The 22,075-nt window shown below is 39.1% G+C and carries 21 protein-coding genes; 4 read left to right on the top strand and 17 right to left on the bottom strand.

Annotated elements, in window-relative coordinates:
* From RBQ60_RS03935 to RBQ60_RS03920, 4 genes are read right to left on the bottom strand one after another with little or no spacing between them, the layout of a single operon-like run.
* Positions 1–1,599, bottom strand: coding sequence for an MBOAT family O-acyltransferase (locus tag RBQ60_RS03935; RefSeq protein ID WP_307885289.1), 1,599 nt, complete (start codon positions 1,597–1,599; stop codon positions 1–3).
* Between the two features lie 19 nt (positions 1,600–1,618).
* The gene (locus RBQ60_RS03930; protein WP_307885288.1) at positions 1,619–1,846 is read right to left on the bottom strand and encodes a phosphopantetheine-binding protein; all 228 of its coding nucleotides are present in this window, start codon (positions 1,844–1,846) and stop codon (positions 1,619–1,621) included.
* A gap of 19 nt (positions 1,847–1,865) precedes the next feature.
* Positions 1,866–2,657, bottom strand: coding sequence for a GNAT family N-acetyltransferase (locus RBQ60_RS03925; protein ID WP_307885287.1), 792 nt, complete (start codon positions 2,655–2,657; stop codon positions 1,866–1,868).
* Complete coding sequence (locus tag RBQ60_RS03920; protein WP_307885286.1) at positions 2,638–4,155, bottom strand: amino acid adenylation domain-containing protein; 1,518 nt, start codon at positions 4,153–4,155, stop codon at positions 2,638–2,640. Before RBQ60_RS03920 ends, RBQ60_RS03925 begins: the two co-directional genes overlap by 20 nt.
* 687 nt (positions 4,156–4,842) lie before the next feature.
* Here RBQ60_RS03920 and RBQ60_RS03915 point away from each other — a divergent pair.
* From RBQ60_RS03915 to RBQ60_RS03900, 4 genes are all read left to right on the top strand, one after another.
* Complete coding sequence (locus RBQ60_RS03915) at positions 4,843–5,319, top strand: YbaK/EbsC family protein (RefSeq protein WP_307885285.1); 477 nt, start codon at positions 4,843–4,845, stop codon at positions 5,317–5,319.
* Positions 5,320–5,329: 10 nt separating this feature from the next.
* Positions 5,330–5,767: an RrF2 family transcriptional regulator gene (locus RBQ60_RS03910; protein WP_307885284.1), complete on the top strand. Its 438-nt coding sequence runs from the start codon at positions 5,330–5,332 to the stop codon at positions 5,765–5,767.
* A gap of 682 nt (positions 5,768–6,449) precedes the next feature.
* Positions 6,450–7,589, top strand: coding sequence for a betaine/proline/choline family ABC transporter ATP-binding protein (locus tag RBQ60_RS03905; RefSeq protein WP_307885283.1), 1,140 nt, complete (start codon positions 6,450–6,452; stop codon positions 7,587–7,589).
* Positions 7,586–9,172, top strand: a complete 1,587-nt coding sequence (locus RBQ60_RS03900; protein WP_307885282.1) for an ABC transporter permease/substrate-binding protein — start codon at positions 7,586–7,588, stop codon at positions 9,170–9,172. The genes RBQ60_RS03905 and RBQ60_RS03900 overlap by 4 nt, the downstream gene beginning before the upstream one ends.
* A gap of 125 nt (positions 9,173–9,297) precedes the next feature.
* On the opposite strand, the gene RBQ60_RS03895 is transcribed toward RBQ60_RS03900, so the two are convergent.
* From RBQ60_RS03895 to RBQ60_RS03835, 13 genes are all read right to left on the bottom strand, one after another.
* Positions 9,298–10,116, bottom strand: a complete 819-nt coding sequence (locus RBQ60_RS03895; protein WP_307885281.1) for a histidinol-phosphatase — start codon at positions 10,114–10,116, stop codon at positions 9,298–9,300.
* The gene (gene hisIE, locus RBQ60_RS03890) at positions 10,113–10,763 is read right to left on the bottom strand and encodes a bifunctional phosphoribosyl-AMP cyclohydrolase/phosphoribosyl-ATP diphosphatase HisIE (protein ID WP_307885280.1); all 651 of its coding nucleotides are present in this window, start codon (positions 10,761–10,763) and stop codon (positions 10,113–10,115) included. The genes RBQ60_RS03895 and hisIE overlap by 4 nt, the downstream gene beginning before the upstream one ends.
* A 13-nt stretch (positions 10,764–10,776) precedes the next feature.
* Positions 10,777–11,535 (bottom strand): imidazole glycerol phosphate synthase subunit HisF, encoded by a 759-nt coding sequence (gene hisF / locus RBQ60_RS03885; protein WP_307885279.1) that lies wholly within the window; start codon positions 11,533–11,535, stop codon positions 10,777–10,779.
* Complete coding sequence (hisA, locus tag RBQ60_RS03880) at positions 11,532–12,257, bottom strand: 1-(5-phosphoribosyl)-5-[(5-phosphoribosylamino)methylideneamino]imidazole-4-carboxamide isomerase (protein WP_307885278.1); 726 nt, start codon at positions 12,255–12,257, stop codon at positions 11,532–11,534. The genes hisF and hisA overlap by 4 nt, the downstream gene beginning before the upstream one ends.
* A 556-nt stretch (positions 12,258–12,813) precedes the next feature.
* Positions 12,814–13,431, bottom strand: a complete 618-nt coding sequence (hisH, locus tag RBQ60_RS03875; protein ID WP_307885277.1) for an imidazole glycerol phosphate synthase subunit HisH — start codon at positions 13,429–13,431, stop codon at positions 12,814–12,816.
* Positions 13,432–14,019 carry an imidazoleglycerol-phosphate dehydratase HisB gene (gene hisB / locus RBQ60_RS03870; RefSeq protein ID WP_307885276.1) on the bottom strand — a complete coding sequence of 196 codons (588 nt, stop codon included), beginning with the start codon at positions 14,017–14,019 and terminating at the stop codon, positions 13,432–13,434.
* Between the two features lie 10 nt (positions 14,020–14,029).
* A complete protein-coding gene (hisC, locus tag RBQ60_RS03865) occupies positions 14,030–15,094 on the bottom strand; it encodes a histidinol-phosphate transaminase (RefSeq protein WP_307885275.1) in 1,065 nt (354 codons plus the stop codon).
* A complete protein-coding gene (gene hisD / locus RBQ60_RS03860) occupies positions 15,091–16,374 on the bottom strand; it encodes a histidinol dehydrogenase (protein WP_307885274.1) in 1,284 nt (427 codons plus the stop codon). Before hisD ends, hisC begins: the two co-directional genes overlap by 4 nt.
* A gap of 9 nt (positions 16,375–16,383) precedes the next feature.
* Positions 16,384–17,013: an ATP phosphoribosyltransferase gene (hisG, locus tag RBQ60_RS03855; protein WP_307885975.1), complete on the bottom strand. Its 630-nt coding sequence runs from the start codon at positions 17,011–17,013 to the stop codon at positions 16,384–16,386.
* Entirely contained in the window at positions 17,006–18,133 is a 1,128-nt protein-coding gene (locus RBQ60_RS03850; protein WP_307885273.1) for an ATP phosphoribosyltransferase regulatory subunit, read from the bottom strand. The genes hisG and RBQ60_RS03850 overlap by 8 nt, the downstream gene beginning before the upstream one ends.
* A gap of 214 nt (positions 18,134–18,347) precedes the next feature.
* Complete coding sequence (locus tag RBQ60_RS03845; RefSeq protein WP_307885272.1) at positions 18,348–19,367, bottom strand: anti-sigma factor family protein; 1,020 nt, start codon at positions 19,365–19,367, stop codon at positions 18,348–18,350.
* A complete protein-coding gene (locus RBQ60_RS03840) occupies positions 19,364–20,005 on the bottom strand; it encodes a sigma-70 family RNA polymerase sigma factor (RefSeq protein ID WP_307885271.1) in 642 nt (213 codons plus the stop codon). Before RBQ60_RS03840 ends, RBQ60_RS03845 begins: the two co-directional genes overlap by 4 nt.
* A 297-nt stretch (positions 20,006–20,302) precedes the next feature.
* Positions 20,303–21,895, bottom strand: coding sequence for a peptide chain release factor 3 (locus tag RBQ60_RS03835; protein WP_307885270.1), 1,593 nt, complete (start codon positions 21,893–21,895; stop codon positions 20,303–20,305).
* Positions 21,896–22,075: the final 180 nt, after the last annotated feature.

The raw sequence follows: 22,075 nt of genomic DNA, 5'->3' as shown, positions 1-22,075 counted from the left end.
TTAGAACCCCCTATAAATAAAGTCGGAGGCGTTATAATTCAAACCATACACGCCAAATAGAATTAATGAAAAAATTGCCGCCAAATAGATTATCCAGCGAAACAGGAGGTTTTGTTTAGATAAGGTTTCCCGAACATGTATCCCTGATTCTTGCATTAAGCTGACTGTCAGTAACACGAGGGATGAGAAAAGCAACACCCACAAATCTTGTACATCAAGACCCAGTTTTAATAACCCACCATTGATTAAAATATCCCCATCCCAATTGCTCAACATAGAATGCACCATAAAAGCAGAGGCACTCACACCAGGGGCTCTGGTAATAATTTTACCCAATGCTACTAAAATAAGAGTGCGTAAAACTTGGAATAACCGCCAACTGTAACACTCCGTTTTGATATGGAACTTTTCCATCAACTTTTTCAATGGCTGGTCGAATAAAATTCCCAAAACAATTAACGTCCCGTTATAAAAACCAAAGGCAATATACTTCCATTCTGCCCCATGCCAAATACCAATGAGGAAAAATACGATAAATTGAGGGATGAGTACAGGCAACAGCTTTCCTATGTAGTTGCCAAAAACCTTCCTACCTTTTTTTCCAACCTTCATAAAAAACTTGGATAAAGACAAGGGATAAAATACATAGTCTCTGAACCACGCTCCCAAGGTTATATGCCACCTACGCCAAAAATCAGGTATACTGGTTGCCAAATAAGGCCGCTCAAAGTTCTTTTCCAGTTGAATTCCTAAAACTTGGGCCGCACCCGTGGCAATATCAATGCCACCAGAGAAGTCGCCATAAAGCTGTATACAATAAACAAACGCTGCAACTGCTACATAAGTTCCTCCAAAGGTATCGGGGTAACCAAAAATAGTATCCACAATAACCCCTGCCCGATCAGCAATCACTAGCTTTTTAAAAGCACCCCAAAACATAAGCTGAATGCCAAATTTCACCCTTTCATAGGAAAAGGTATTGGGCCGATATAGTTGTTCTGCCAAAATATGATACCTGCCAATAGGCCCCTGAACAATTTGAGGGAAAAAGGAAATAAACAACGCAAACTTTGCTAAATTGCGTTCAGGTTCATATTTTTCCCTGTAAACGTCAATCAAATAACCCACGGATTGAAAGGTGTAAAATGAAATACCTAAAGGTAACAAAAAGCTGTAAACAGGAACCTCAGCACCAATGGAAAAACGCTCAAGCAATGCATTCAAGTTGGCTCCCACAAAGTTATAATACTTTAAAACTGCTAAAATACCAAAGTTGAATAAAAGAGCAGGAATTAAAACCATACGTTTCTTTTTGGTAAAATTCCCTTTCCACGCTTTTTTTTGCTCTTTGTCCAACTCTCCTTTAGCCGCAGCAAAATCGGCCTTATTCTTAGCCGACATATTACCAAGCTTCACACCTGCAAGGTAAATGGTGATTGTTGTTGCAAGCAAGTATATAAAATACCCTGCCCCCGCCATAAAATAAAAGATATAATTAACGAGGAAAAGCGTTACCCAACGGTAACGCTTCGGGGTCAGGAAATATGATGTGGCCGCCAGAAACAGGAAAACCACAAACTGTACCGAAGTAAATGCCATAACCCAATCTCCTTAAATATCAATCTTCCTGCAATCTTACTACCATAGCCATTATTGCTTCAACTGAGTTGAAATTTTCGGGAACAATGTCCTCTGCACCTATTTCAATCTCATAGGCTTCACATAATTCCCCTACCAAAGACACAATATCGAAGGAATCCAACTCACCGCTGTCCACCAATTCTTTGTTGTCCTCAAAATCTACGTCGGGTCTTAACTCAACTAAAATTTTTAAAAGTGTATCCATTTGTCCATTATCCTTTCTGTTATGTGGTTTTTATCATGACGGGTGCCACCCTGCCATCTGGCAGGAACCCATGCTTTTCATACATTCGTAAAGCAGGCGGATTATCTGTCCTTACCCAAAGCATAAATTTCTTCGCTATATCCTTTCTGGCTAAAAACCAGTCTTGCAAAAGTCCTTCACCAACACCTAAGCCTCTTGCTTGGGGTAAAACGGCAATATGCCAAAGCATACTCCCCTGTTTTTCATCACCAAAATGCAAAAATCCAAGGAGGTTTTGGTTTTTTAAGGAAATCAATACTCTCTGCTCTTGAATATCCTTTAGCAACGCCTCTTTTGTGGGCAATGCCGAGGAAAATGGTTCAAAGCTCTCGTTCATCAACAGAAAAATTTCCTCGAGTATTTCTTCCGTTGCAAAGGAAGGCTCTCTTTCTTCAAAGGCAATATTTTTCGCCATCAAATACATCCGTTTTCGCTCTAAGTAATGCTGAAATCCTATCTTTTCCCAAGTGTCCTTCGAGGGAATTCGTTCTTTTGTTGCCAAATGAACCTCTTCCAGTATAATCGGTTGTTGTAGCCTAGGCAATACCTCAGGGCTTTTTTCCTTTTCCAAAAAATAATACAAACGATATAAGTTTTCTTCTGTTACAAAAAAATATACGCCTCCATCAAAATCCAAGCGACTGATTTTTCCCTTTTGAACCAATTGAAGTACCTCTTCCTCTGAAAAAAAGAAGTTCGTTTTTTCTCCCTTTGAAAGCCTCTTAACAATTTCTGCCCAAAAATCCTGTCCATCAATCAACTGTTTTATCATAATACTCCTTTAGACGTAGCCTGTCTATCTTTCCGTTTAAAGTATGTGGCATTTCTTCTAACAAAATCATTACGTTAGGAAACATATACTTTGGCACCTTATCCCGTAATTTTTTTAGAATATAACTTTGGGTTGCCTCCTTACCACAATAAAATAGTACAATTTTTTGACTATCTGCATGATAAATGCACACACCACTTTCCACCAAATCAATGGAATTTACTGCTGCCTCAATTTCTCCTAGCTCAATACGATGACCCATGTGCTTAATTTGATGGTCTTTTCTCGCCAAGAAAACAATCTCACCATACTCATTATATTTTGCCACATCCCCAGTTTTATAAATCTTTTCTGGGTAATGGGGGTTTAGAGGGTTTTGAATAAATGCCTCCTCCGTTTTTTCCGGGTTGTTATAATACCCAGGAGCAAGGCATCTCCCTCGAACACAGAGTTCGCCCGTTTCTCCCTCTTTTGCCAGTCTATCCCCATTTAATATAAATATATCCGTATTTCTGCAAGGATATCCAATGGGCAAAGGTTCATCATCAGCAAATTCTCGGTCAACAATGTAATAAGTACAATCCACCGTTGCCTCCGTTGGCCCATAAATATTTGCAAATAAGGCGTGGGGGTATTTCTCAAGCCACATATTATACTGCTTCGTAGGCATAATTTCCCCGCAAAAAGCAATTTTTTTCAAAGTTTTTGGTACAACTTTTTCCAATGTTCCTGTGTTGGCAACAATACAAAAAGCTGAAGGCACCCAATCTATATAATTAACCTGTCTCTCCTCCACATATTCCATAAGTTTCATGGGGAAAGAAAATAACTGTTTCGGAATGATTTCCATGGTTGCCCCAGTTTTTAAAACCGCATAAATATCTTTCACAGAAGAATCAAAATAAAACGGTGCTTGGTTGCCGATTATTTCTTTTTGAGTAATGTCAAAGGTTTCCGTATACCACTCCGTCAGGTTCACCACGGAATGATGGGTAATAACCACCCCTTTGGGTATCCCTGTGGAGCCTGATGTAAATAAGGCATATAATGGATCCGCATCGATTGCAGACTCTCGAATTTTCCTTAATGCCTCTTCATCAACCTCTGTTTCACATATTTCCTCAAATACAATCACTTCCCCGGAATACTCCAAGTATTCTGCTGCCTTTTTACTCTTTTTGTCAATCAAAAGCACTTGGGGCTCTAGGGTATTTAATATTGAAAGAACACGTTCTTTCGGCATTGTAGAATCAATGGGCGTATAAAAATTCCCGCTATAAACACAGCCTAAAAAAGCCGCAATCGAGGACGGCGTTTTTTCCATCATCACCGCCACTGGAGCATTTCTCTTTTCGTAGCGTAATAAAAAGCTCCCAACCCCCTTGCTTGAATCCAAAAGCTCTTGAAAAGAAAGGGCCTCTTCCTTTCCGGCAAAGGCTATTTTATCTGGCAGCATAACTGCAGTTGCTTCTAAATATTCCAAAATGTTTCTAATCATATTTTCTCCTCGTTCCATTTAAGGTTTTTCCTCTAAAAATAAGGGGAATAACTTGATTTTGAGTATAGCATTTTGCCTATTACTCGTCAAGGCAAGGGTATTAAATCACAAAATCTTTACCTTATTATATATAACCCACAAAATGAGCATAAATCTTTATCACTAAAATTTCATTTTCAATAAAAATGAAGCGTAACACACGGGGAGTGCCTACGCTTCAATAAATGTATCATTATTGCTCTGTCTCTCGCATGGTTAAAATAAGACTTAGCACAAATAATACCGCCGTTAAGAAAATAAATCTAAGACAATGCAAAGAATAAATTGTTTTTGCCTCTGGGCAGATACCTAACACCATTTTTAGTATATTTTATGGCAAAACGGATAAAGTTTATCATAATATATAGTTGGCAAAAATTACGATGTTATTATAATTTAAAACAAATAAAAGGACGATTTTCCTCTTGTTCTAATGAAATTCAAAATTTAAATCAGTAATTAGCAACCTTGGTTTAATAAACTATAAACTCACCAAAATCACCCGCAATTTCCAAAGTATACCATAAGTATTATCCGTTGACAATGGTTTTATTCTCATACCACTACTCCTTGCATAATTCCCTGTTTTCTGCTATGCTTTAAAAAAGAAGAATCTAAATATTCCGTACAAAAGGAGCTGTAATCATCATGTCAATTGAAAAAGTACGGGCATATCTGAATGAAATGAGTTGCCCCAAAAACGTTTTGGAATTTGCAACCTCCAGTGCTACTGTTGAATTGGCGGCAGAGGCTGCTGGTGTTATCCCAGCTCGCATCTCCAAAACCCTTTGTTTAATGTCAAAAGAAGGCCCTATTGTAATTGCCGTTGCAGGCGATGCCAAAATTGATAATAGAAAATTTAAAGATACCTTCGGTTTAAAAGCAAAAATGCTAACCGCCGAAGAAACCTTGGAAGCCACAGGACATGCTGTTGGGGGCGTTTGCCCCTTCGCTTTGCCCCAAGACACAAAGGCTTATGCGGATATTTCAATGAAACGTTTTGAGACCGTTTTCCCTGCCGCAGGCAGCAGTAACTCTGCCGTGGAATTAACCTGTGACGAATTGTTTCACTTTGGCAAATGCGTGGAGTGGGTAGATATATGCAAGGGCTGGGAAGAAGAATAGAGGTGTATACATGAAAATTTCCACTAGAGGGCGTTACGGAATCCGCCTTATGCTTTCTTTGGCAATTAATTTTGATAAGGGAACGCTACCCCTGAAAACCATTGCCAGCGAGCAGCAAATTTCCGAAAAATATTTAGAACAGATTATCAATCCCCTTACTAAGGTAGGCTTGGTAAAGAGTTTCCGTGGAGCCCAAGGGGGCTATGTACTTTCCCGCCATCCAAAAGACATCAACGTTGGTGAAATTTTACAAGTTTTAGAAGGCTCTCTTTCTCCCGTAGATTGTGTAGATAACCCTACTTGCCCTAATTCGGATTTCTGCGTTTCCCTTTCTTTATGGAAAAAAATGAAAGATGCCTTGGATGAAGTTGTAGATAACACTACATTAGAAAGTATGGCCATAGAATACCTTGAAAAAGAAACCGGACACTTAAGACAAAAAAATTAATATTTTCTTGAATTATAGTAATAAGTTTTAATCTTCAGGTAATAATTAATTTAGGAAGAAACGCTTTTCCCAATTTATAAGATATATTGCCTTGAAACTATCCCTAGTTGTCTACGAAACTTTTTCAAAAGGTACAAAATATAAATACTGTTCATTGACAAAAAGGCCAATATGGTTGTCTCCTTGGACAGTAAATAGGATTTTTTGTTTATTTTTCAAAAAAAATTATGCTCTCAATTAAAACAAATCTTTGAGACCAAAGTAGAAGAAAAAAGTGAAATAAATTTTTCATACCTCGTAAGCTGTTGACAGTCCAAGGTAGTTCTTTCTACCACCTCATTTTTACCTTTGAAATTAAAATAAGTAGAGCTGAAATTCTATAAACATTATTATCGATAAACCTGATGATAGCAACATATTTAGGCAATAAGCATTGTAGTCAAACGTAAAGAAACTCTTCATGCCTTGCCTAGCCATATATGTTCTTTAGAAAAGGTGATTCCCCTATTTTTTATCACCCAAAACGGCTCCTCACAAAGGGTAAAAAACCAATCTAAATGAATAGAAAAAACTGACACGACATCTAGAGTCATAGACTAGGTGTCGTTATTTTTGACTTGACAAAAGTAACAACTTGATAATAAAATAAAGTTGTTACTTTTTTGAAGAAGGAGGAATGTAGATGGTACGATTTGATAAAGTTACCAAAAACTTTAAAACCCAAAAAGTCCTTAAAAGTGTTAGCTTTGAAATACCAAAAGGACAATTAGTCGCCATAATTGGCGAAAGTGGTTGCGGTAAAACAACCCTTTTAAAAATGATAAATCGTTTGATTAAGCCCTCTAGTGGAGCTATTTATATTGAAAACGAAAACATCCAAAACATTAACGAAGTAGATCTTCGACGAAATATTGGATATGTCATTCAACAAACAGGTCTTTTCCCTCATATGACAATAAGAGAGAATATTGAGTTGATTCCCACTCTGGAAAAGATTGATGGGAAAAAGATTGGGGAAAATACAAAAAGACTTATGGAAATGGTTGGTCTGGATTGTGAAACCTTTTTGGACCGTTATCCAACGGAGTTAAGCGGTGGCCAGCAGCAGCGTGTTGGTGTAGCCCGAGCCTTTGCCACCGACCCTGATATTATTTTAATGGATGAGCCTTTTTCTGCCTTGGATCCAATTACAAGATCTGATTTACAGGATGAATTGGTTCAGCTTCAAATGAAGGTAAAGAAAACAATTATTTTCGTTACCCATGATATGGAGGAGGCAATCAAAATTGCCGATAGAATTTGTATCATGCGAAATGGAGAAGTTCTTCAGTATGATACACCTGAGAATATTCTGAAAAATCCCATTGACGAGTTTGTTTCAAGCTTTGTTGGTAAAAACCGTATTTGGTCCTCACCTGAATATATAAAGGTGAGCGATATTATGATTGAAAACCCCATTACCACTTCAAAAGATATGCCTGTACTAAAGTGTATGGAACGTATGCGTCAGAAAAAAGTTGACAGCCTCTTGGTTGTAAATAAAGAAACAGGCCACTTTTTAGGTATGGTAAAGGCTAGCCGCTTGCGTGGTGTTGAAGATAAAACCCAGACAGCAGAGGCATTTATGACAACAAAATACCCTACTCTTAGCCCCGACCAAAATATTCTGGATGCACTAAAAACGGTAACAGAACGAGGTCTATCAACAGTACCCGTTTTATTTGAAAATGAGAAACTGGCAGGGCTGATTACAAGAAGTAGCTTAGTAACTTCTCTTAGCCAACAGTACTTTGATTGTGAAGAGGAGGGTGAAGAAGAATGATACAATTTATAATTAGTTTTTTTGAGTATGTAGTATTAAATGCTGCTCAAATTCTTTCTTTGCTCATTGAACATATCAAACTAACAGGTATCTCCGTAGGTCTTGCAATCCTAATCGGTGTGCCTTTAGGAATTTTAATATCCTATGCAGCAAAAGCAAGTAAACCTATATTATCTGTAGCAAATATTATACAGGCAATTCCTAGCATGGCATTATTAGGTTTTATGATACCTATTTTAGGCATTGGTAAAGTACCTGCTGTGGTTGCAGTTGTTCTTTATTCCTTACTGCCTATTATTAAAAACACCTATACAGGGATCCAAAGCATAAACCCACAGACTTTGGAAGCCGCAAAAGGAATAGGGCTTACTCCCTTTCAGGTATTGACAAAGGTACAAATCCCCCTTGCCCTGCCAGTCATTATGGCTGGTGTTCGAATCGCCTCCGTTACTGCTGTCGGCCTCATGACCATGGCGGCTTTCATCGGTGCAGGTGGCTTGGGATATTTGGTTTTCTCAGGAATTAGAACTGTAAACAACTATCAAATCCTTGCCGGGGCAATCCCTGCTTGTTTTTTGGCATTGCTCATCGACTACTTGCTGAGTATTGTGGAAAAATTGGTGACACCTATTAGTCTGCAAAAAGGTGAAACGGCAGTGAAAAAGAAAAAAAGAGCATCACAAAAAGCAATTTTGGCTGTTTTCGCTTGTTTGTTTGCCATTGTATTCGCAGTCTCCTCTATAGGTAGTGGTGTAAAAGGTGAAAAGATTATCTCCATCGGATCTAAAGACTTCACAGAACAGGCCGTTTTAGGAAACCTTGTTGCTGAGTTCATTGAAGATCGTACGGATATTACCGTTAATCGTAAGCTTGAGCTTGGGGGTAGCCAGGTATGCTTTGGAGCAATTCAAACAGGAGATATTGACCTTTACATTGATTATAGTGGTACTATCTATACTGATGTTTTGAAACATCCACCCATTAGCAATATGGAAGAAGTATATGAAACTTCGAAAAAAGAATTAAAAGAAAAGTATAATATTAATGTACTAAAGCAAATGGGCATCAATAATACCTATGTATTGGCCATCACTAAGGAAACAGCACAAAAATATAACCTGGAAACCATCAGTGACTTTGGAAAAATTGCACAAACCATGAAGTCAGGAACAACTTTTGAGTTCCTGAATCGTGAGGATGGTCTACCTGGCTTGCAAAAGAAATATAATTTCTCTTTAAAGGAAAGTTTAGCTATAGACAGTTCTCCTCGTTATACAGCTTTGCTTAATAAAAAAGTAGATGTAGTGGATGCCTTTGCAACAGATGGACTTCTAAAAAAATTCAATCTTCTTCCTCTGAAGGATGATAAGGAATTTTTTCCTCCATACTACGCAATGCCTCTTGTTAGAGGGGAAACATTGAAAGAGTATCCAGAATTGGTTCCAGTTTTGGAAGAGTTAGGTGATGCTCTCACAGATGAAGTTATGATTGAGCTGAATTATCGTGTGGACGAACTGCAAGAGGCACCCGATCGAGTTGCACATGATTTCTTAATTGAATCCGGCTTGATTGACAGAGAATAATATGTTTTTTTCCAGGAAGTCCTAATTTGTAGCAACCCTCTTTAAAAATTCTATAAAAAACCTCCTATACTTTTCGTATCTTGCCTAAAAAGTATAGGAGGTTTTGTTAATTTGTTAATTTCTTATTACTTTAAACCTATTTCTTCAAATCCCTGGGGTGTCCAAACCAATGTGGAGGTAAAACCCACTTTCAAAGCTAGTTTCACCACTTCTTCAAAACGAAAACCCAAAGAATTTCCGTCATGGCTATCGCTGGAAAGAAGGATATTACCACCACGCCTTTTAATCTCTTTTAAAAAATCAAGGGAAGGGTATGCATCCTTTCGAAATCCACGGTAAATACCCCCTGTGTTAATTTCAAAGGGTTTGCCATATGGAATCAAAGCCTCAATGGCACCAAATCCGTATTCAAGATAGCGTTTGTCTGCTATATTAAAAATGCCATTGTCCTCATTAAATTTTGTCAATAAATCAAAGTGCCCGATGATATCAGCATTGGTTTTTTTCAATACTTCACCCACTGTTTCAAAGTATAATTTTGTATAGGCATAGGGATCACCGCCAAATTGCTCTTGAATATCCGCTTTCATAATTTCCGCAGTTTCATCCACCAATAAAAACTGTCCATCTTTTTTTATGTAATGAACAGAACCAATGGCATATTCAAAATCTAAAATAGGTTCGTCTGAATAAAAATCTTGTTCAATTCCGCAGTAAATACTAATTTTATCTGTGTAAACTTCCTTTAAACGCTTTATTTCCTTTTGGTACTCCTTTACTCCGCCTTTACTCATACAATACCGCTCATCAAAATAGGTATAACTATGCCCGCTGAATCCAAGGGCGGTAAAACCCTTCTCAATGGCTGCTAAAACCATGCTTTCCGCAGATTCTTTCCCATCGCAAAAGTTTGTATGAGTGTGAAAATTCATTTTTGGAATCATGTTGTCATCTTCTCCTGTTTCACTTTCTGATCTATCACATGGCGAGAGGCCAATTCCTGGCGGATATCATCCAAAGAAATTCCCGTTTCAACCATTAACACCATTACATGATACGCCAAATCTGCAATTTCGTAAATGGTTTCCCTTTTATCTTCAGCTTTTGCAGCAATGATTACCTCTGTAGACTCCTCACCGATTTTCTTCAAAATCTTATCTAAGCCCTTTTCAAATAAATAAGTGGTATAAGAGCCATCTTTTTTTTCTACCTTTCTACCCTCAATTAAATCCATTAGGCTATCTGCATCAAAGTTGCTATACTTCTCTTTCACTAAAATCGGGTTATGGAAACAGGAATCCTCTCCTAAATGACAAGCAGGGCCGTCTTTCTCCACTTCAACGGTAAGGGCGTCTAAATCGCAATCGGCAGTAATGGCAACAATATGCTGTACATTCCCCGATGTCTCGCCTTTACGCCAAAGCTCCCGTCTTGACCTAGACCAAAAACAGGTTCTGCCCTCCTCCAAACTAATTTGCAAGCTTTCACGGTTCATATAAGCCAACGTCAATACCCTTTTTGTTTTGGTATCTACCACCACCGCTGGGATCAACCCATTATCATCAAACTTCAATTCATCTATCTCGAGCATAAATTTCGCCTCCTTACCTTCTCACGATAATCTGGTTTTCTGCCAATTTCTTTTTCAAACCAGGTATGTCAACCTCTCCAAAATGGAAGATGGATGCAGCTAAACCTGCATCAACCCTAGGCAAAGTTTTAAACAAAGTAACAAAATCCTCAACACAGCCTGCTCCTCCCGAAGCAATCACAGGAACGGAAACAATATCACAAACTGCCTGAAGCATTTCCAAGTCAAAGCCTTTTTTCACCCCATCGGTATCAATGCTGTTTACAACAATTTCACCGGCACCCATTTTTTCGCACCGCTTAATCCAACTGAGAGCCTCCATGCCTGTATTCTCTCTGCCGCCTTTGGCAAAAACCATGAATTTACCGTCTACTCGCTTCACATCAACAGAGAGAACTACACATTGATTACCGTATTTTTTTGCTCCTTCCAAAACCAGATTTGGATTTTTTATGGCACCGGAGTTTACACTTACCTTATCGGCACCGCATTTTAAAACTCGATCAAAATCCTCAAGGGTATGAATGCCACCCCCAACGGTTAACGGGATAAATATCTGAGAAGCAACCTCTTGCAAAATATGAGTGAACAACCCTCGCCCCTCGACAGAAGCAGTAATATCATAAAAAACCAGTTCATCTGCACCGTTATCGCTGTAAAACTTTCCCAAGTCCACTGGCGAAGAAACATCAGAAAGTCCCTGAAAATTAACGCCCTTTACCACCCGTCCGTCTCTTACATCCAAACAAGGGATAATTCGTTTTGTAATCACAAGCGTTCCCCCTTTGTTAAGTCAATGGCTTGTTTTAAATCAATATTTCCTGTATATAAGGCTTTGCCTAAAATTGCACCATAAAGCCCCATTTTCTGTAATCGGGCAACATCCTCCAAAGTAGTCACACCACCCGATGCAACAATATCCATATTAAATTTCCCCGACATTTCTTTGTATAAGGCTAAATTTGTCCCAGCAAGCAAACCATCCTTGGAAATATCCGTACAAATAATGGTTTTAACCCCAATTTTCTCAAGTTTTTCACAAAATTCAAAACAACTCTCCTCTGAAAGTTCTGTCCATCCTTTCACCGCCACCTTACCGTCTTTGAAATCTACACCAACGGCAATTCTTTCGCCATATTTTAGTACCATTTCCTTTAAAAATTCAGGGTTATTTACTGCCGCTGTTCCTAAAATCACACGAAAGACTCCTGAATCTAAATATTTTTGAATGGTTTTCTCGGAGCGGATTCCACCGCCCACCTCAACCAATAGACCACTTTCTTTTATAATTTCTCCAATGATTTTTAAATTTGGAGTACTTCCATCCTTCGCCCCCTCCAAATCTACCAAGTGTAAATAGGTTGCCCCAGCCTCGGCAAAGGACTTTGCCACGGCAACAGGGTTGGTGCTATAAACGGTTTTTTGGGCATAGTCCCCTTTTACAAGCCTTACAGCACATCCTTCTATAATATCAATCGCAGGAAAAAGCTTCATAAATTCCTCCCTTTCTACAAAGACCTTGGGGCTTTGCCCCAACCCCCAACAAGGGAATTCTTCCCTTGACCCTCTTTTAAACCGTTCCTACACGGTTTTGCCTAATAGTTTTTGAACTCCTTTTATGCAAAAGTGGATTAGTTAGATAACACTCAAGGCCATTTAATTCTCAATTCTCAAAATTTCAAGACCTCGGGGCTTTGCCCCAACTCCCCACAAGGGAATTCTTCCCTTGACCCTCTTTAAAACCGTACCTACACGGTTTTGCCTAATAGTTTTTGAACTCCTTTTATGCAAAAAAGTTGATTCGCTAGATAACACTCAAGGCTATTTAATTCTCAATTTCTCAAAACTTCAAGACCTCGGGGCTTTGCCCCAACTCCCCCACAAGGGAATTCTTCCCTTGACCCTCTTTAAAACCGTGCTTGCCGGTTTTCATTAAAAGTTTTTGCCTAATTTTTTCAATATTGCACCACCCAAGATAGGGTGGCTTGCTTTTGTGTAACAAAAGTGCTGACCTTCGGGTAGGTTTGGGTAAAACCCAAGGTCTTATCTCTTATAATTCACAAAATGCTTTTAAAATCTTAAGTCCTACTTCACCGCTTTTTTCAGGATGAAATTGGGTTCCATAAACATTCTCCTTTTCTACGGATGCCGTCAATGATCCCCCATACTCTGCCGTTGCCGACACCGTATCGCTACATCCAACCCCTGCATAGGAATGTACGAAGTATACGAACTCGCCCCCCTTAACATAGCGATATAAGATACTTTTCTCCTTTTCTTTTGGAAAAACCAAAGCATTCCAACCAATATGGGGTACCTTTAATCCTTCCTCTATGATTGGTGCAATAGGCTTTATGCTACCTTCTATTAGCCCTAATCCTTCATGCTCGCCGTATTCATAGCTTTTTTGAAATAACATTTGCATACCCAAGCAAATACCTAAAAGAGGTTTTCCTTTTTCCACCTCTTCCAAAATCACTTTATCCAAGCCAGTTTTTCGAAGCTTTGCAATGGCATCCTCAAACGCTCCGACGCCGGGAAGGATGATTTTTTCACTGCTTCGGATGACCTCTCCGTCCCCTGTCACCTGTACTTCTGCTCCAATGACGCCAAAGGAGCTTTTTAAGGAAAATAAATTTCCCACGCCATAATCCACAATGGCAATCATTTAAAGCACCCCTTTCGTAGACGGAATTTCATCCCGATAGGCATCCTGAATGGCTACAGCCATATTTAAACTGCGAGCAACGGCCTTAAACACCCCTTCAATAATGTGGTGGGAATTTTTACCCGCAATCTGTTTCATATGTAAGGTCACATTGCTCTTTCTGGTAAAGGCGATAAAGAATTCCTCAACCAACTCGGTATCAAAGGTGCCTACTTTCTCTGTTGGAATCTGCAAATCAAACTCCAAGTGTCCACGGCCTGAAATATCCACCGCTGTTAAAATGAGAGCCTCGTCCATGGGCAAAATAATATGTCCATATCTTGCTATTCCAGCACAACTACCCAGTGCTTGGGCAAACGCCATACCTAAACAAATGCCCACATCCTCTACAGAATGATGGTCATCCACATAGGTGTCCCCTTTGCACGCCACAGTCAAGTCAAACCGCCCATGTTTTGCAAAAAGGGTTAACATATGATCCAAAAATCCACAGCCTGTGGATATTTGGCTTTTTCCTGTTCCATACAGAGAAAGGGATAGTTGAATTTCCGTTTCCCCAGTTATTCTTTTAACCTCACTAAATCCCATGGAAACCCTCCTATCTGTTGGCTAAAATTTCAGCGGTTTTTTGCAAAAACACTTCCATCTGATCTTCTGTCCCAATGGTCACTCGAACAAAGTCCTGTATTTTATCTTTTTCAAAATGACGTACCAACACACCTTTTTTCTTGAGCTCCGCATACAACTCTCCGCCAGAGATTTTAGGATTTTCCACAAAAACAAAGTTTGCCTTTGAGTCCAAAACGGTGAAATCCAATTTTTTTAATTCCACTACTGTTTTTTCACGGATATCAATAATTCTCTTTACATTTTCTTTATAATAATCATCGCTATCTATAGCCGCTTCCCCCGCTACCAATGTCAAACGATTGATATTATATGGATTAGTAGAAAATTTGATTTTTTCCAAATCCTCAATGATTTCTTTTGATGCAATGGCAAAGCCAAGCCTTGCCCCCGCCATGGAGCGAGATTTCGAATAAGTCATACAAACCAATAAATTAGGATATTTCCCCACTAGCTCAACTGCTGATGTTCCGCCAAAATCCACATAAGCCTCATCAATCAAAACAACATGGTTAGGGTTGGATTTTAAAATTTCTTCTATCTCCAAAAGCCCTATTTCCAAACCCGTTGGTGCGTTAGGATTAGCGATCACAATCATTTTATTTACATTGCAATAGTCCTTATAGTTAATGGAAAAATCATCTTGCAGCGGAACTTTTAAATGGGGAATATGATATAGATCAGCATAAACGGGGTAAAAACCATAGCTAATTTCAGGGAAAACTACGCCTCTTTCACCATCGCAAAAGGCCATGAAAGAAAAATTTAAAATATCATCTGAACCATTGGATAGAAAAATATTTTCTTTCTTTACCCCATATAACTTTGCAAGCTTTTCTTTTAAGATCTTTCCTTCTGGGTCAGGGTAACGGTTCAATTTCTCAACTTCCTCCCTACTCACCCGCTCAATCACCTCAGGCGAAGGGGGATAGGGAGACTCGTTGGTGTTCAGCTTAACATATTGTTGATCCCTAGGCTGTTCCCCTGGGGTATATGCCTCTAACATGGCAAATCTTGGGCTTAAAAAACGGCTCATTCATCTCCCTCCTTTTTCGTTCGTATGGTGGCAGATTTCCCATGGGCAAATAACCCTTCCCTTTGGGCAAAAACATTGATTTTCTCTGCCTCTTTTTCCAATGCCTCTTTCGTATAATAGGTGAAGGAGGACTTCTTTATAAAATCATCTACGGATAGGGGGCTTGCAAATCTTGCTGTTCCCCCTGTAGGCAGGGTGTGGTTTGTTCCTGCAAAATAATCCCCCAATGCCTCGGGCGCATTTCGTCCCAAAAAGATAGAGCCTGCATGGCGAATATCCGCCAAATAATCAAAAGGATTATCCACACATAATTCCAAATGCTCAGGAGCAATCTGGTTTGCAATCTCAATGGCTTCTTTGATACTTCCAGCCAAAATGATTTTGCCGTTGTCATCAATGGACTTTCTAGCGATTTCTTTTCTTAGTAAAAGGGGAATTTGCATTTCCAAAGACCTAGAAACTGCTTCCGCCAATGTCTTACTATCTGTCACCAAAACTGCACTTGACATGGTATCATGCTCCGCTTGAGAAAGCATATCCATCGCAATAACCTGAGCATCCGACTTATCATCGGCAATCACTAAAATCTCACTGGGCCCAGCAATCATATCAATGGAGACCTTTCCAAAAACCTGTTTTTTTGCCTCTGCAACATATGCATTCCCAGGGCCTACAATCTTATCTACCTTCGGGATGGTCTCTGTGCCAAATGCCAAAGCGGCAATAGCCTGTGCCCCTCCAACTTTAAAAATACGGTCAACCCCAGCAATTTTCGCCGCAACCAAAACATCAGGGTTCATTTTTCCGCCCTTTGTAGGGCTTACCATAATGATTTCTTTAACCCCTGCTATCTTTGCAGGAATGGCATTCATTAAAACCGTGGACGGATAGTTTGCCGTTCCACCCGGAACATATAGCCCTATTCTGTCTAAGGGTGTTATCTTTTGTCCTAAAATAACGCCCTCCCTTGGTGTGTATACGAAATCTGCACGTTTCTGATTTTGATGAAACCCACGAATATGATCTGCTGCTTCTTCCAAAATAGATAGAAACCCTTTATCTGTCCCCTCAAAAGCAGCCTGTATTTCCTCTGCATTAACTTCCATATCCTCCAAAACTGCCCCATCAAAACGCTGGCTGTATTCTCTCAGTGCAGAATCCCCCTTTTGACGGACGACCTCAATAATTTCTGAAACCACTTGGGCAATTTCATCTTTCTCTTCCGTACGAGAAAAAATCTCGTCCATATTCATTTCTTTATATGTATACTGTTTTATCATAGTATCACCTCAAGATTTCTTTGTAATTACATTATTCATCTTCTCATACATGTGCTTAATGGGTGCATTCAAAAACTTATGACTCGCTTTGTTTGCAATAAACCTTGCACTAATTTGAACAATGTCCTCCCATGGCTCCAAGTCATTTTCCAAAAGAGTCGTTCCTGTCTCCACAATATCCACAATCACATCGGACATCCCAAGAATTGGGGCTATTTCAATAGAACCATGAAGTTCAATTATTTCAATTTCTAAGCTTTGCTTTCTAAAATATTTCCTTGCAATATTAGGAAATTTCGTTGCTACCCGAAGGGTACGGTCTGTGTCAATTCTGCCACCCTTTTTTCCCGCTACCGCCATACGACATTTTCCCATGCCCAAGTCTAACAATTCATAAACATCAGACGATTGCTCAAGAAGAATATCCTTGCCGACAATCCCCACATCAGCAACCCCTCGTTCCACATAAATTGCCACATCCGAGGGCTTTACCCAAAAATAGCGTACACCATTTTCCTCATTCTCAAAAATTAACTTTCGGGTGTTTTCCAGAATTGAGGGGCAACCATAGCCGATGCCTTCAAAAACACCGTAAGCCTTTTCACCCATCCTACCTTTTGGCAAGGCGATATTAATCATTCTCTGCAATGATTTCAAGCCCCCTTTCTTTCATGCTCCACAGCTGTTTGTATTTTACCCTTCCTGTATTCTGTTTTTGTACCATTACGCTTTGTCCATTGTCCGTCAACATCTCCACTGATTTCAGCAAAGCCCCTGTGTCTGTGTTATCTTCATAAAGCAAAAGAATATCTGTATCATATTCCTTTTGTAAGTTATCGTATCGTTCCAATAAATCAAGATAAACGGCAAAACCAATGGCATCACTATTTTTCCCTAACTTATGCACAAGATTATCATACCTTCCCCCAGAAAGGATACTGCTGGGTACACCATGAATAAACCCTTGAAAGATAATTCCGTTGTAGTAATCCATTCCATTTACCATAGAAAAATCCAGGTTCAAATGTTCACTGACGCCGTTTGCCTTAAGTGCAGAAAAAACCGCCTCTATTTCTGCCAAAGCTTCCTTCATTTTCTCATTCACACAAAGGGCTTTGGCCTTAGGTAAGGTTTCAACTATAGAGCCATATAGAGAAGCCATTTCTACCAATGCATTTTTCAACGCTTCTTTCACGCCATATTGCTCACAAAATTCTTGAATACTATGGGTATTTTTTTCACTCATTCCCTGTAGGAGTATTTCATTTTGGCTATTGCTTAAACCCAACTCTTCAATCATTCCCATAACAAACCCCATATGGGAAATATCCATAATGTAATCATCACTGACAATGGCCATACTTTTTTGAGCCAAACGAATTACCTCTAAAGTGGCGTAGCAATCCACCTCTCCTATGTATTCCAGACCCACTTGCATGATTTCTTTGTACTCTCCCGTCCCTTTTCTGACACGGTAAACATTTTCGTTATAATAAACCCGCTCGGGAATCTTGTAATTCCCCTTTGTATTTTTTATGATAGAAAGGGTTACATCGGGCTTTAGAGCCAAAAGCTTTCCGTCCAAACCGCTAAAAGTCAATATATTTTCACTACTTAAAAAATTTCTGTTTTCTGCATAAAAGTCATATTCTTCAAACTTGCTCATCTTGAATTTTTTATATCCAAATCGCTCAAATATTGCTCGCAAGCGAAAAATAACTTCTTCTTCTTTTTTTAAAAGCATTTTCGGCAACGTCATAAGGCACCTCCGTACAATAATTTTGCTTTAATCTTATATCAGTTTACCACTTTAGTCAAGTAGAAGATTAAAGTTTTTTCATTGTACAATTCTTTGCTTTTGTACTTAATAAATGAGCATAAGAAATAAAAAACTTGCAATCTCTAACAGAAAGTCAGAATTCAAAACAAAAAAACGCTTTTTTCCTATTACCTTAGGAAAAAAGCGTTTTATATCACTTTGATTCTATTGTTACTTCAAATAATATGAAGTCTGTCTTTTTAGAAGATACCTCTATTTTACGAGTTTCTCCCAGCGCCTTTAAGCCCTCCTCAAAATCCTCTGCTTTGCCTGAAGGAACAGAAACTTTTATGTTATCCGCCACAGCTTGCTCCTGTTCATAGCCGCCAAGGGTAATTACCAAATCTCTAATGCTTTCCAATACACCCTCTTTATTTTTAACTGTCAATATTACTTGCTGTTGCGCCTCTAAGGGAATGTTGTCGCCCATTAAAGTATAGTCAACTGACCGCGGTGCCTCCTTTGCCTGTTCAGATACTGCTTCGTCTTGGGCAATACTCATAGGCAGTGGGATTTCTTCTTCCTGACTCACTACGGGAGGTACACTTTCTTCAGCACTTTGCAAAGTTTCCTCCTTTTCTGGACTGGCTTTTTCCAGAGGAATGCGCTGTCGCATCTCTACCTGAGAAGCTTCCCCTTGGACAGATACAATATTTTTTTCTTGCACCACATCTTCTGCCACAACATAGTTTTCTATTTGACTTACATCTTCTTCCACAACAATTTTTACGTCCTGCTGAGCATCAACTTTATTTTGGGCAAAGTCACTACCAGTACCCTTTGTGACATCCCTTGCCATCTCTTGGGCAATTTCATTTTGTTGATTTCCCCGAAAACTTAAAATTCCTTGTGCCCCTCCCACAGCTACAACGAGCAAAGCCGCTGCTGCAATAAGGCTGAATTGTTTCCATTTATATTGAGGCTTTTTTCTAACAGGGAAAGGTACTACCTTTATCTCCTGTGCTAATTTTCCCATCAATTCATTATGGTACCCCTCGGGCAATTCCTCCTCAGGAAGGTTTTTCAAAGAATCCATGATTTCTTGCAGCCGAAATGCTTCTTCCTTGCAGGTTGTACACTCTGCTAAGTGTGTGGCCACAAAATCTGCATCTTCCTTGGTTAGTTCTTGGGCCAAATACCCCCATAATAATTCCCTACATTTATCACAACTCATGGATTTCTTCCCTCCTTTCTATTTTTATGACGAGAATTGGTACCATTCCGTTCCCGAATTTTAAAAATTTCTTCTTTTAAATGATTTCTGGCTCGAGATATTCTAGACTTTACCGTTCCCAATGCCAACCCAGTAACCTCTGCTATTTCTTCATAAGAAAGCCCTCGAATATCCCTAAGTATAAACACCGTTTTATAATCCTCTGAAATCCCTTCTAAAGCCATAAGTATTTCACTTTTTTCTTCTTTTCTTATGAGGCTTTCCTCTGGAGTATCCCCTTCATCGGCAATTTCCTGTTTCCAAGTCCCCTCCTCATCCTCAAGCTCATTATCTAAAGATAGGTTCCTTTTACCCTTTCGCTTTCTCATTTCATCTATACAGGTGTTCACCGTAATGCGATATATCCACGTGGAAAAAGTTGAACGTTCATCAAAATTGGTGATATTCCGATATGCCTTTATAAATACTTCCTGGGAAATATCCTTGGCATCCTCACTATGGTTCATCATCCTCAGTGCAACATTATAAACAATTTTCTCGTGCTGTAGAATCAGCTCTTCAAACGCCGCCATATCCCCCTGCTTTGCTTTAGAAATCAAAATTTTGTTTCCTTGTTCTGCGGGAGTTTTATTCCCCATTATGATCACCTCCGTTTCTTCTTTTCAATACCTACTAACAATATCATAATATAGAATACATTGAGAATCAAAAAAAATTTTCATATTGTGTTACAAACAGCTTATTTTATAATCCAATAAAAAAAGGCATAAATTTGACGGATAAAAAAAAGTTTTGTTCCCCAAGGTCGATGAAAAACAACTTAATATTGTCTTTCCAAAATCCTTCCCTAAATACCAGTAACTAAAAAATTTTACCCATTTAATATAGAATAAAAAAATAGAGGCGAACCCATTTTAAATGTTCGCCCCAAAGTATTATCCTTCTTGGTATTCACTGTCGTCCACGTGAAAAGCTTCCCAAAGCTCAATATCAGGATTTTTCTGCATAAAATTATTTAGTGTATATTGGTTGGCAAAAAGTAAAATAGGTCGTTCAAAACGATCATACACCAATGTGCTTCTTGCCACCAAATAATCTCTAATATCTTTCACCGTTGCAGGGTTAACCCAACGTGCAACGCAATAATCCAAAGGTTCCATTCGAATATCAGAGTTATATTCGTTGTTTAAACGATATTCAAATACTTCAAACTGTAGCTGACCTACTGCGCCTAGAATAATATCATTTAATTCGTTATGGTAAACCTGAATTGCTCCTTCTTGAGCCAGCTGCTGCACCCCTTTTTGGAACTGCTTCGCCTTTAAGGCGTTCACAGGGTTTACACGCATGAACAATTCGGGAGGGAATGTTGGTAACGGCTCGAAGAACAACTTTTCTTTTCTATCTGTCAGCGTATCACCAATCTGGTAATTTCCACTGTCATAAATACCAATAATATCACCAACAACCGCTGTTTCCACCGTTTCCCGTTCATTGGCCATCAATTGGGTAGACTGGGATAATTTCATCTGTTTACCCATTCTGGATAAAGTTACCGTCATTCCCCTGTTAAAAGTCCCAGAGCAAATACGCATAAAAGCCAGTCTGTCTCTATGGGCAGGGTTCATATTCGCCTGAATTTTGAAAATAAATCCACTAAAGAATTCATCTGTGGGCTTAACTTCCCCCTTTGTAGCTTTTCTTACCCCAGGGGCTGGTGCCCATTCTAAGAAATGCTGTAAAAACGGTGTGATTCCAAAGTCTGCTAACGCAGAGCCGAAGAATACAGGAGAAAGCTTCCCTGCATTGATCGCCTGCATGTCAAAACTGTTGCCAGCACCATCCAAAAGCTCCATTTCTTCTCGTAAAATATCTAAGTTGGCTTGGGAAATTACACCTTCCAATGCGTCACCAAAAACGCCTTTTGGCCCAAGCTCTATTACACCATTCTTTTGGCGGTATAGATAAACTTTATCTTCCAATCTATCATAAATACCTTCAAAAGTAATGCCATTTCCAATTGGCCATGTAACAGCCGTGGAAGGTAAACCTAAGGCATCCTCCAAATCTGCCATACATTCCAACGGATCTCTGGATTGACGATCCAATTTATTGATGAAAGTAAAAATAGGAATCTCACGCATACTACATACTTTAAAAAGCTTCACTGTCTGGGTTTCTACACCCTTTGCCGCATCAATCACCATAACTGCACTGTCAACGGAGGTTAAAATACGATAGGTATCCTCACCGAAGTCATTATGCCCTGGTGTATCCATAATAGATACAACCTTCCCTTGATATTCAAACTGCATAACGGAGGATGTAACAGAGATACCACGCTTTTTTTCAATCTCCATCCAGTCACTTTTTGCAGATTTTCCATTCCTTCTTGCCTTTACTGTACCCGCCTCACGAATTGCCCCACCATGAAGCAATAGTTTTTCTGTTAAAGTTGTTTTTCCGGCATCGGGGTGAGAGATAATGCCGAAAATCCGTCTTCTTTGGATTTCTTCCAAAATACTCATTTTCTATAAATTCCTTTCTATCTTTTGTTGATTTTTACAGTTCAATAAAAATACACATTGTTTTTATTTTACCCGAATTTGGGAGAAAAGGAAACAGAAAAATGAACAAAATATAAAAAATATGTACAAACTATATGTATGCGAGAAAAATACATTGACGAGAAAATGTCTTTGAGCTAC

The organism is Anaerotignum sp. MB30-C6 (assembly GCF_030908465.1).
Taxonomy (GTDB): domain Bacteria; phylum Bacillota; class Clostridia; order Lachnospirales; family Anaerotignaceae; genus Chakrabartyella.
Note: the sequence above shows the minus strand (reverse complement) of the source record. Positions and strands in the feature narration are given on the sequence as shown.

What these genes read in the sequence shown, in the direction of transcription:
- RBQ60_RS03935 (WP_307885289.1), bottom strand. Translation starts at nt 1,599, where the DNA reads ATGGCATTTACTTCGGTACAGTTTGTGGTTTTCCTGTTTCTGGCGGCC.
- RBQ60_RS03930 (WP_307885288.1), bottom strand. Translation starts at nt 1,846, where the DNA reads ATGGATACACTTTTAAAAATTTTAGTTGAGTTAAGACCCGACGTAGAT.
- RBQ60_RS03925 (WP_307885287.1), bottom strand. Translation starts at nt 2,657, where the DNA reads ATGATAAAACAGTTGATTGATGGACAGGATTTTTGGGCAGAAATTGTT.
- RBQ60_RS03920 (WP_307885286.1), bottom strand. Translation starts at nt 4,155, where the DNA reads ATGATTAGAAACATTTTGGAATATTTAGAAGCAACTGCAGTTATGCTG.
- RBQ60_RS03915 (WP_307885285.1), top strand. Translation starts at nt 4,843, where the DNA reads ATGTCAATTGAAAAAGTACGGGCATATCTGAATGAAATGAGTTGCCCC.
- RBQ60_RS03910 (WP_307885284.1), top strand. Translation starts at nt 5,330, where the DNA reads ATGAAAATTTCCACTAGAGGGCGTTACGGAATCCGCCTTATGCTTTCT.
- RBQ60_RS03905 (WP_307885283.1), top strand. Translation starts at nt 6,450, where the DNA reads ATGGTACGATTTGATAAAGTTACCAAAAACTTTAAAACCCAAAAAGTC.
- RBQ60_RS03900 (WP_307885282.1), top strand. Translation starts at nt 7,586, where the DNA reads ATGATACAATTTATAATTAGTTTTTTTGAGTATGTAGTATTAAATGCT.
- RBQ60_RS03895 (WP_307885281.1), bottom strand. Translation starts at nt 10,116, where the DNA reads ATGATTCCAAAAATGAATTTTCACACTCATACAAACTTTTGCGATGGG.
- hisIE (WP_307885280.1), bottom strand. Translation starts at nt 10,763, where the DNA reads ATGCTCGAGATAGATGAATTGAAGTTTGATGATAATGGGTTGATCCCA.
- hisA (WP_307885278.1), bottom strand. Translation starts at nt 12,257, where the DNA reads ATGAAGCTTTTTCCTGCGATTGATATTATAGAAGGATGTGCTGTAAGG.
- hisH (WP_307885277.1), bottom strand. Translation starts at nt 13,431, where the DNA reads ATGATTGCCATTGTGGATTATGGCGTGGGAAATTTATTTTCCTTAAAA.
- hisB (WP_307885276.1), bottom strand. Translation starts at nt 14,019, where the DNA reads ATGGGATTTAGTGAGGTTAAAAGAATAACTGGGGAAACGGAAATTCAA.
- hisC (WP_307885275.1), bottom strand. Translation starts at nt 15,094, where the DNA reads ATGAGCCGTTTTTTAAGCCCAAGATTTGCCATGTTAGAGGCATATACC.
- hisD (WP_307885274.1), bottom strand. Translation starts at nt 16,374, where the DNA reads ATGATAAAACAGTATACATATAAAGAAATGAATATGGACGAGATTTTT.
- hisG (WP_307885975.1), bottom strand. Translation starts at nt 17,013, where the DNA reads ATGATTAATATCGCCTTGCCAAAAGGTAGGATGGGTGAAAAGGCTTAC.
- RBQ60_RS03850 (WP_307885273.1), bottom strand. Translation starts at nt 18,133, where the DNA reads ATGACGTTGCCGAAAATGCTTTTAAAAAAAGAAGAAGAAGTTATTTTT.
- RBQ60_RS03845 (WP_307885272.1), bottom strand. Translation starts at nt 19,367, where the DNA reads ATGAGTTGTGATAAATGTAGGGAATTATTATGGGGGTATTTGGCCCAA.
- RBQ60_RS03840 (WP_307885271.1), bottom strand. Translation starts at nt 20,005, where the DNA reads ATGGGGAATAAAACTCCCGCAGAACAAGGAAACAAAATTTTGATTTCT.
- RBQ60_RS03835 (WP_307885270.1), bottom strand. Translation starts at nt 21,895, where the DNA reads ATGAGTATTTTGGAAGAAATCCAAAGAAGACGGATTTTCGGCATTATC.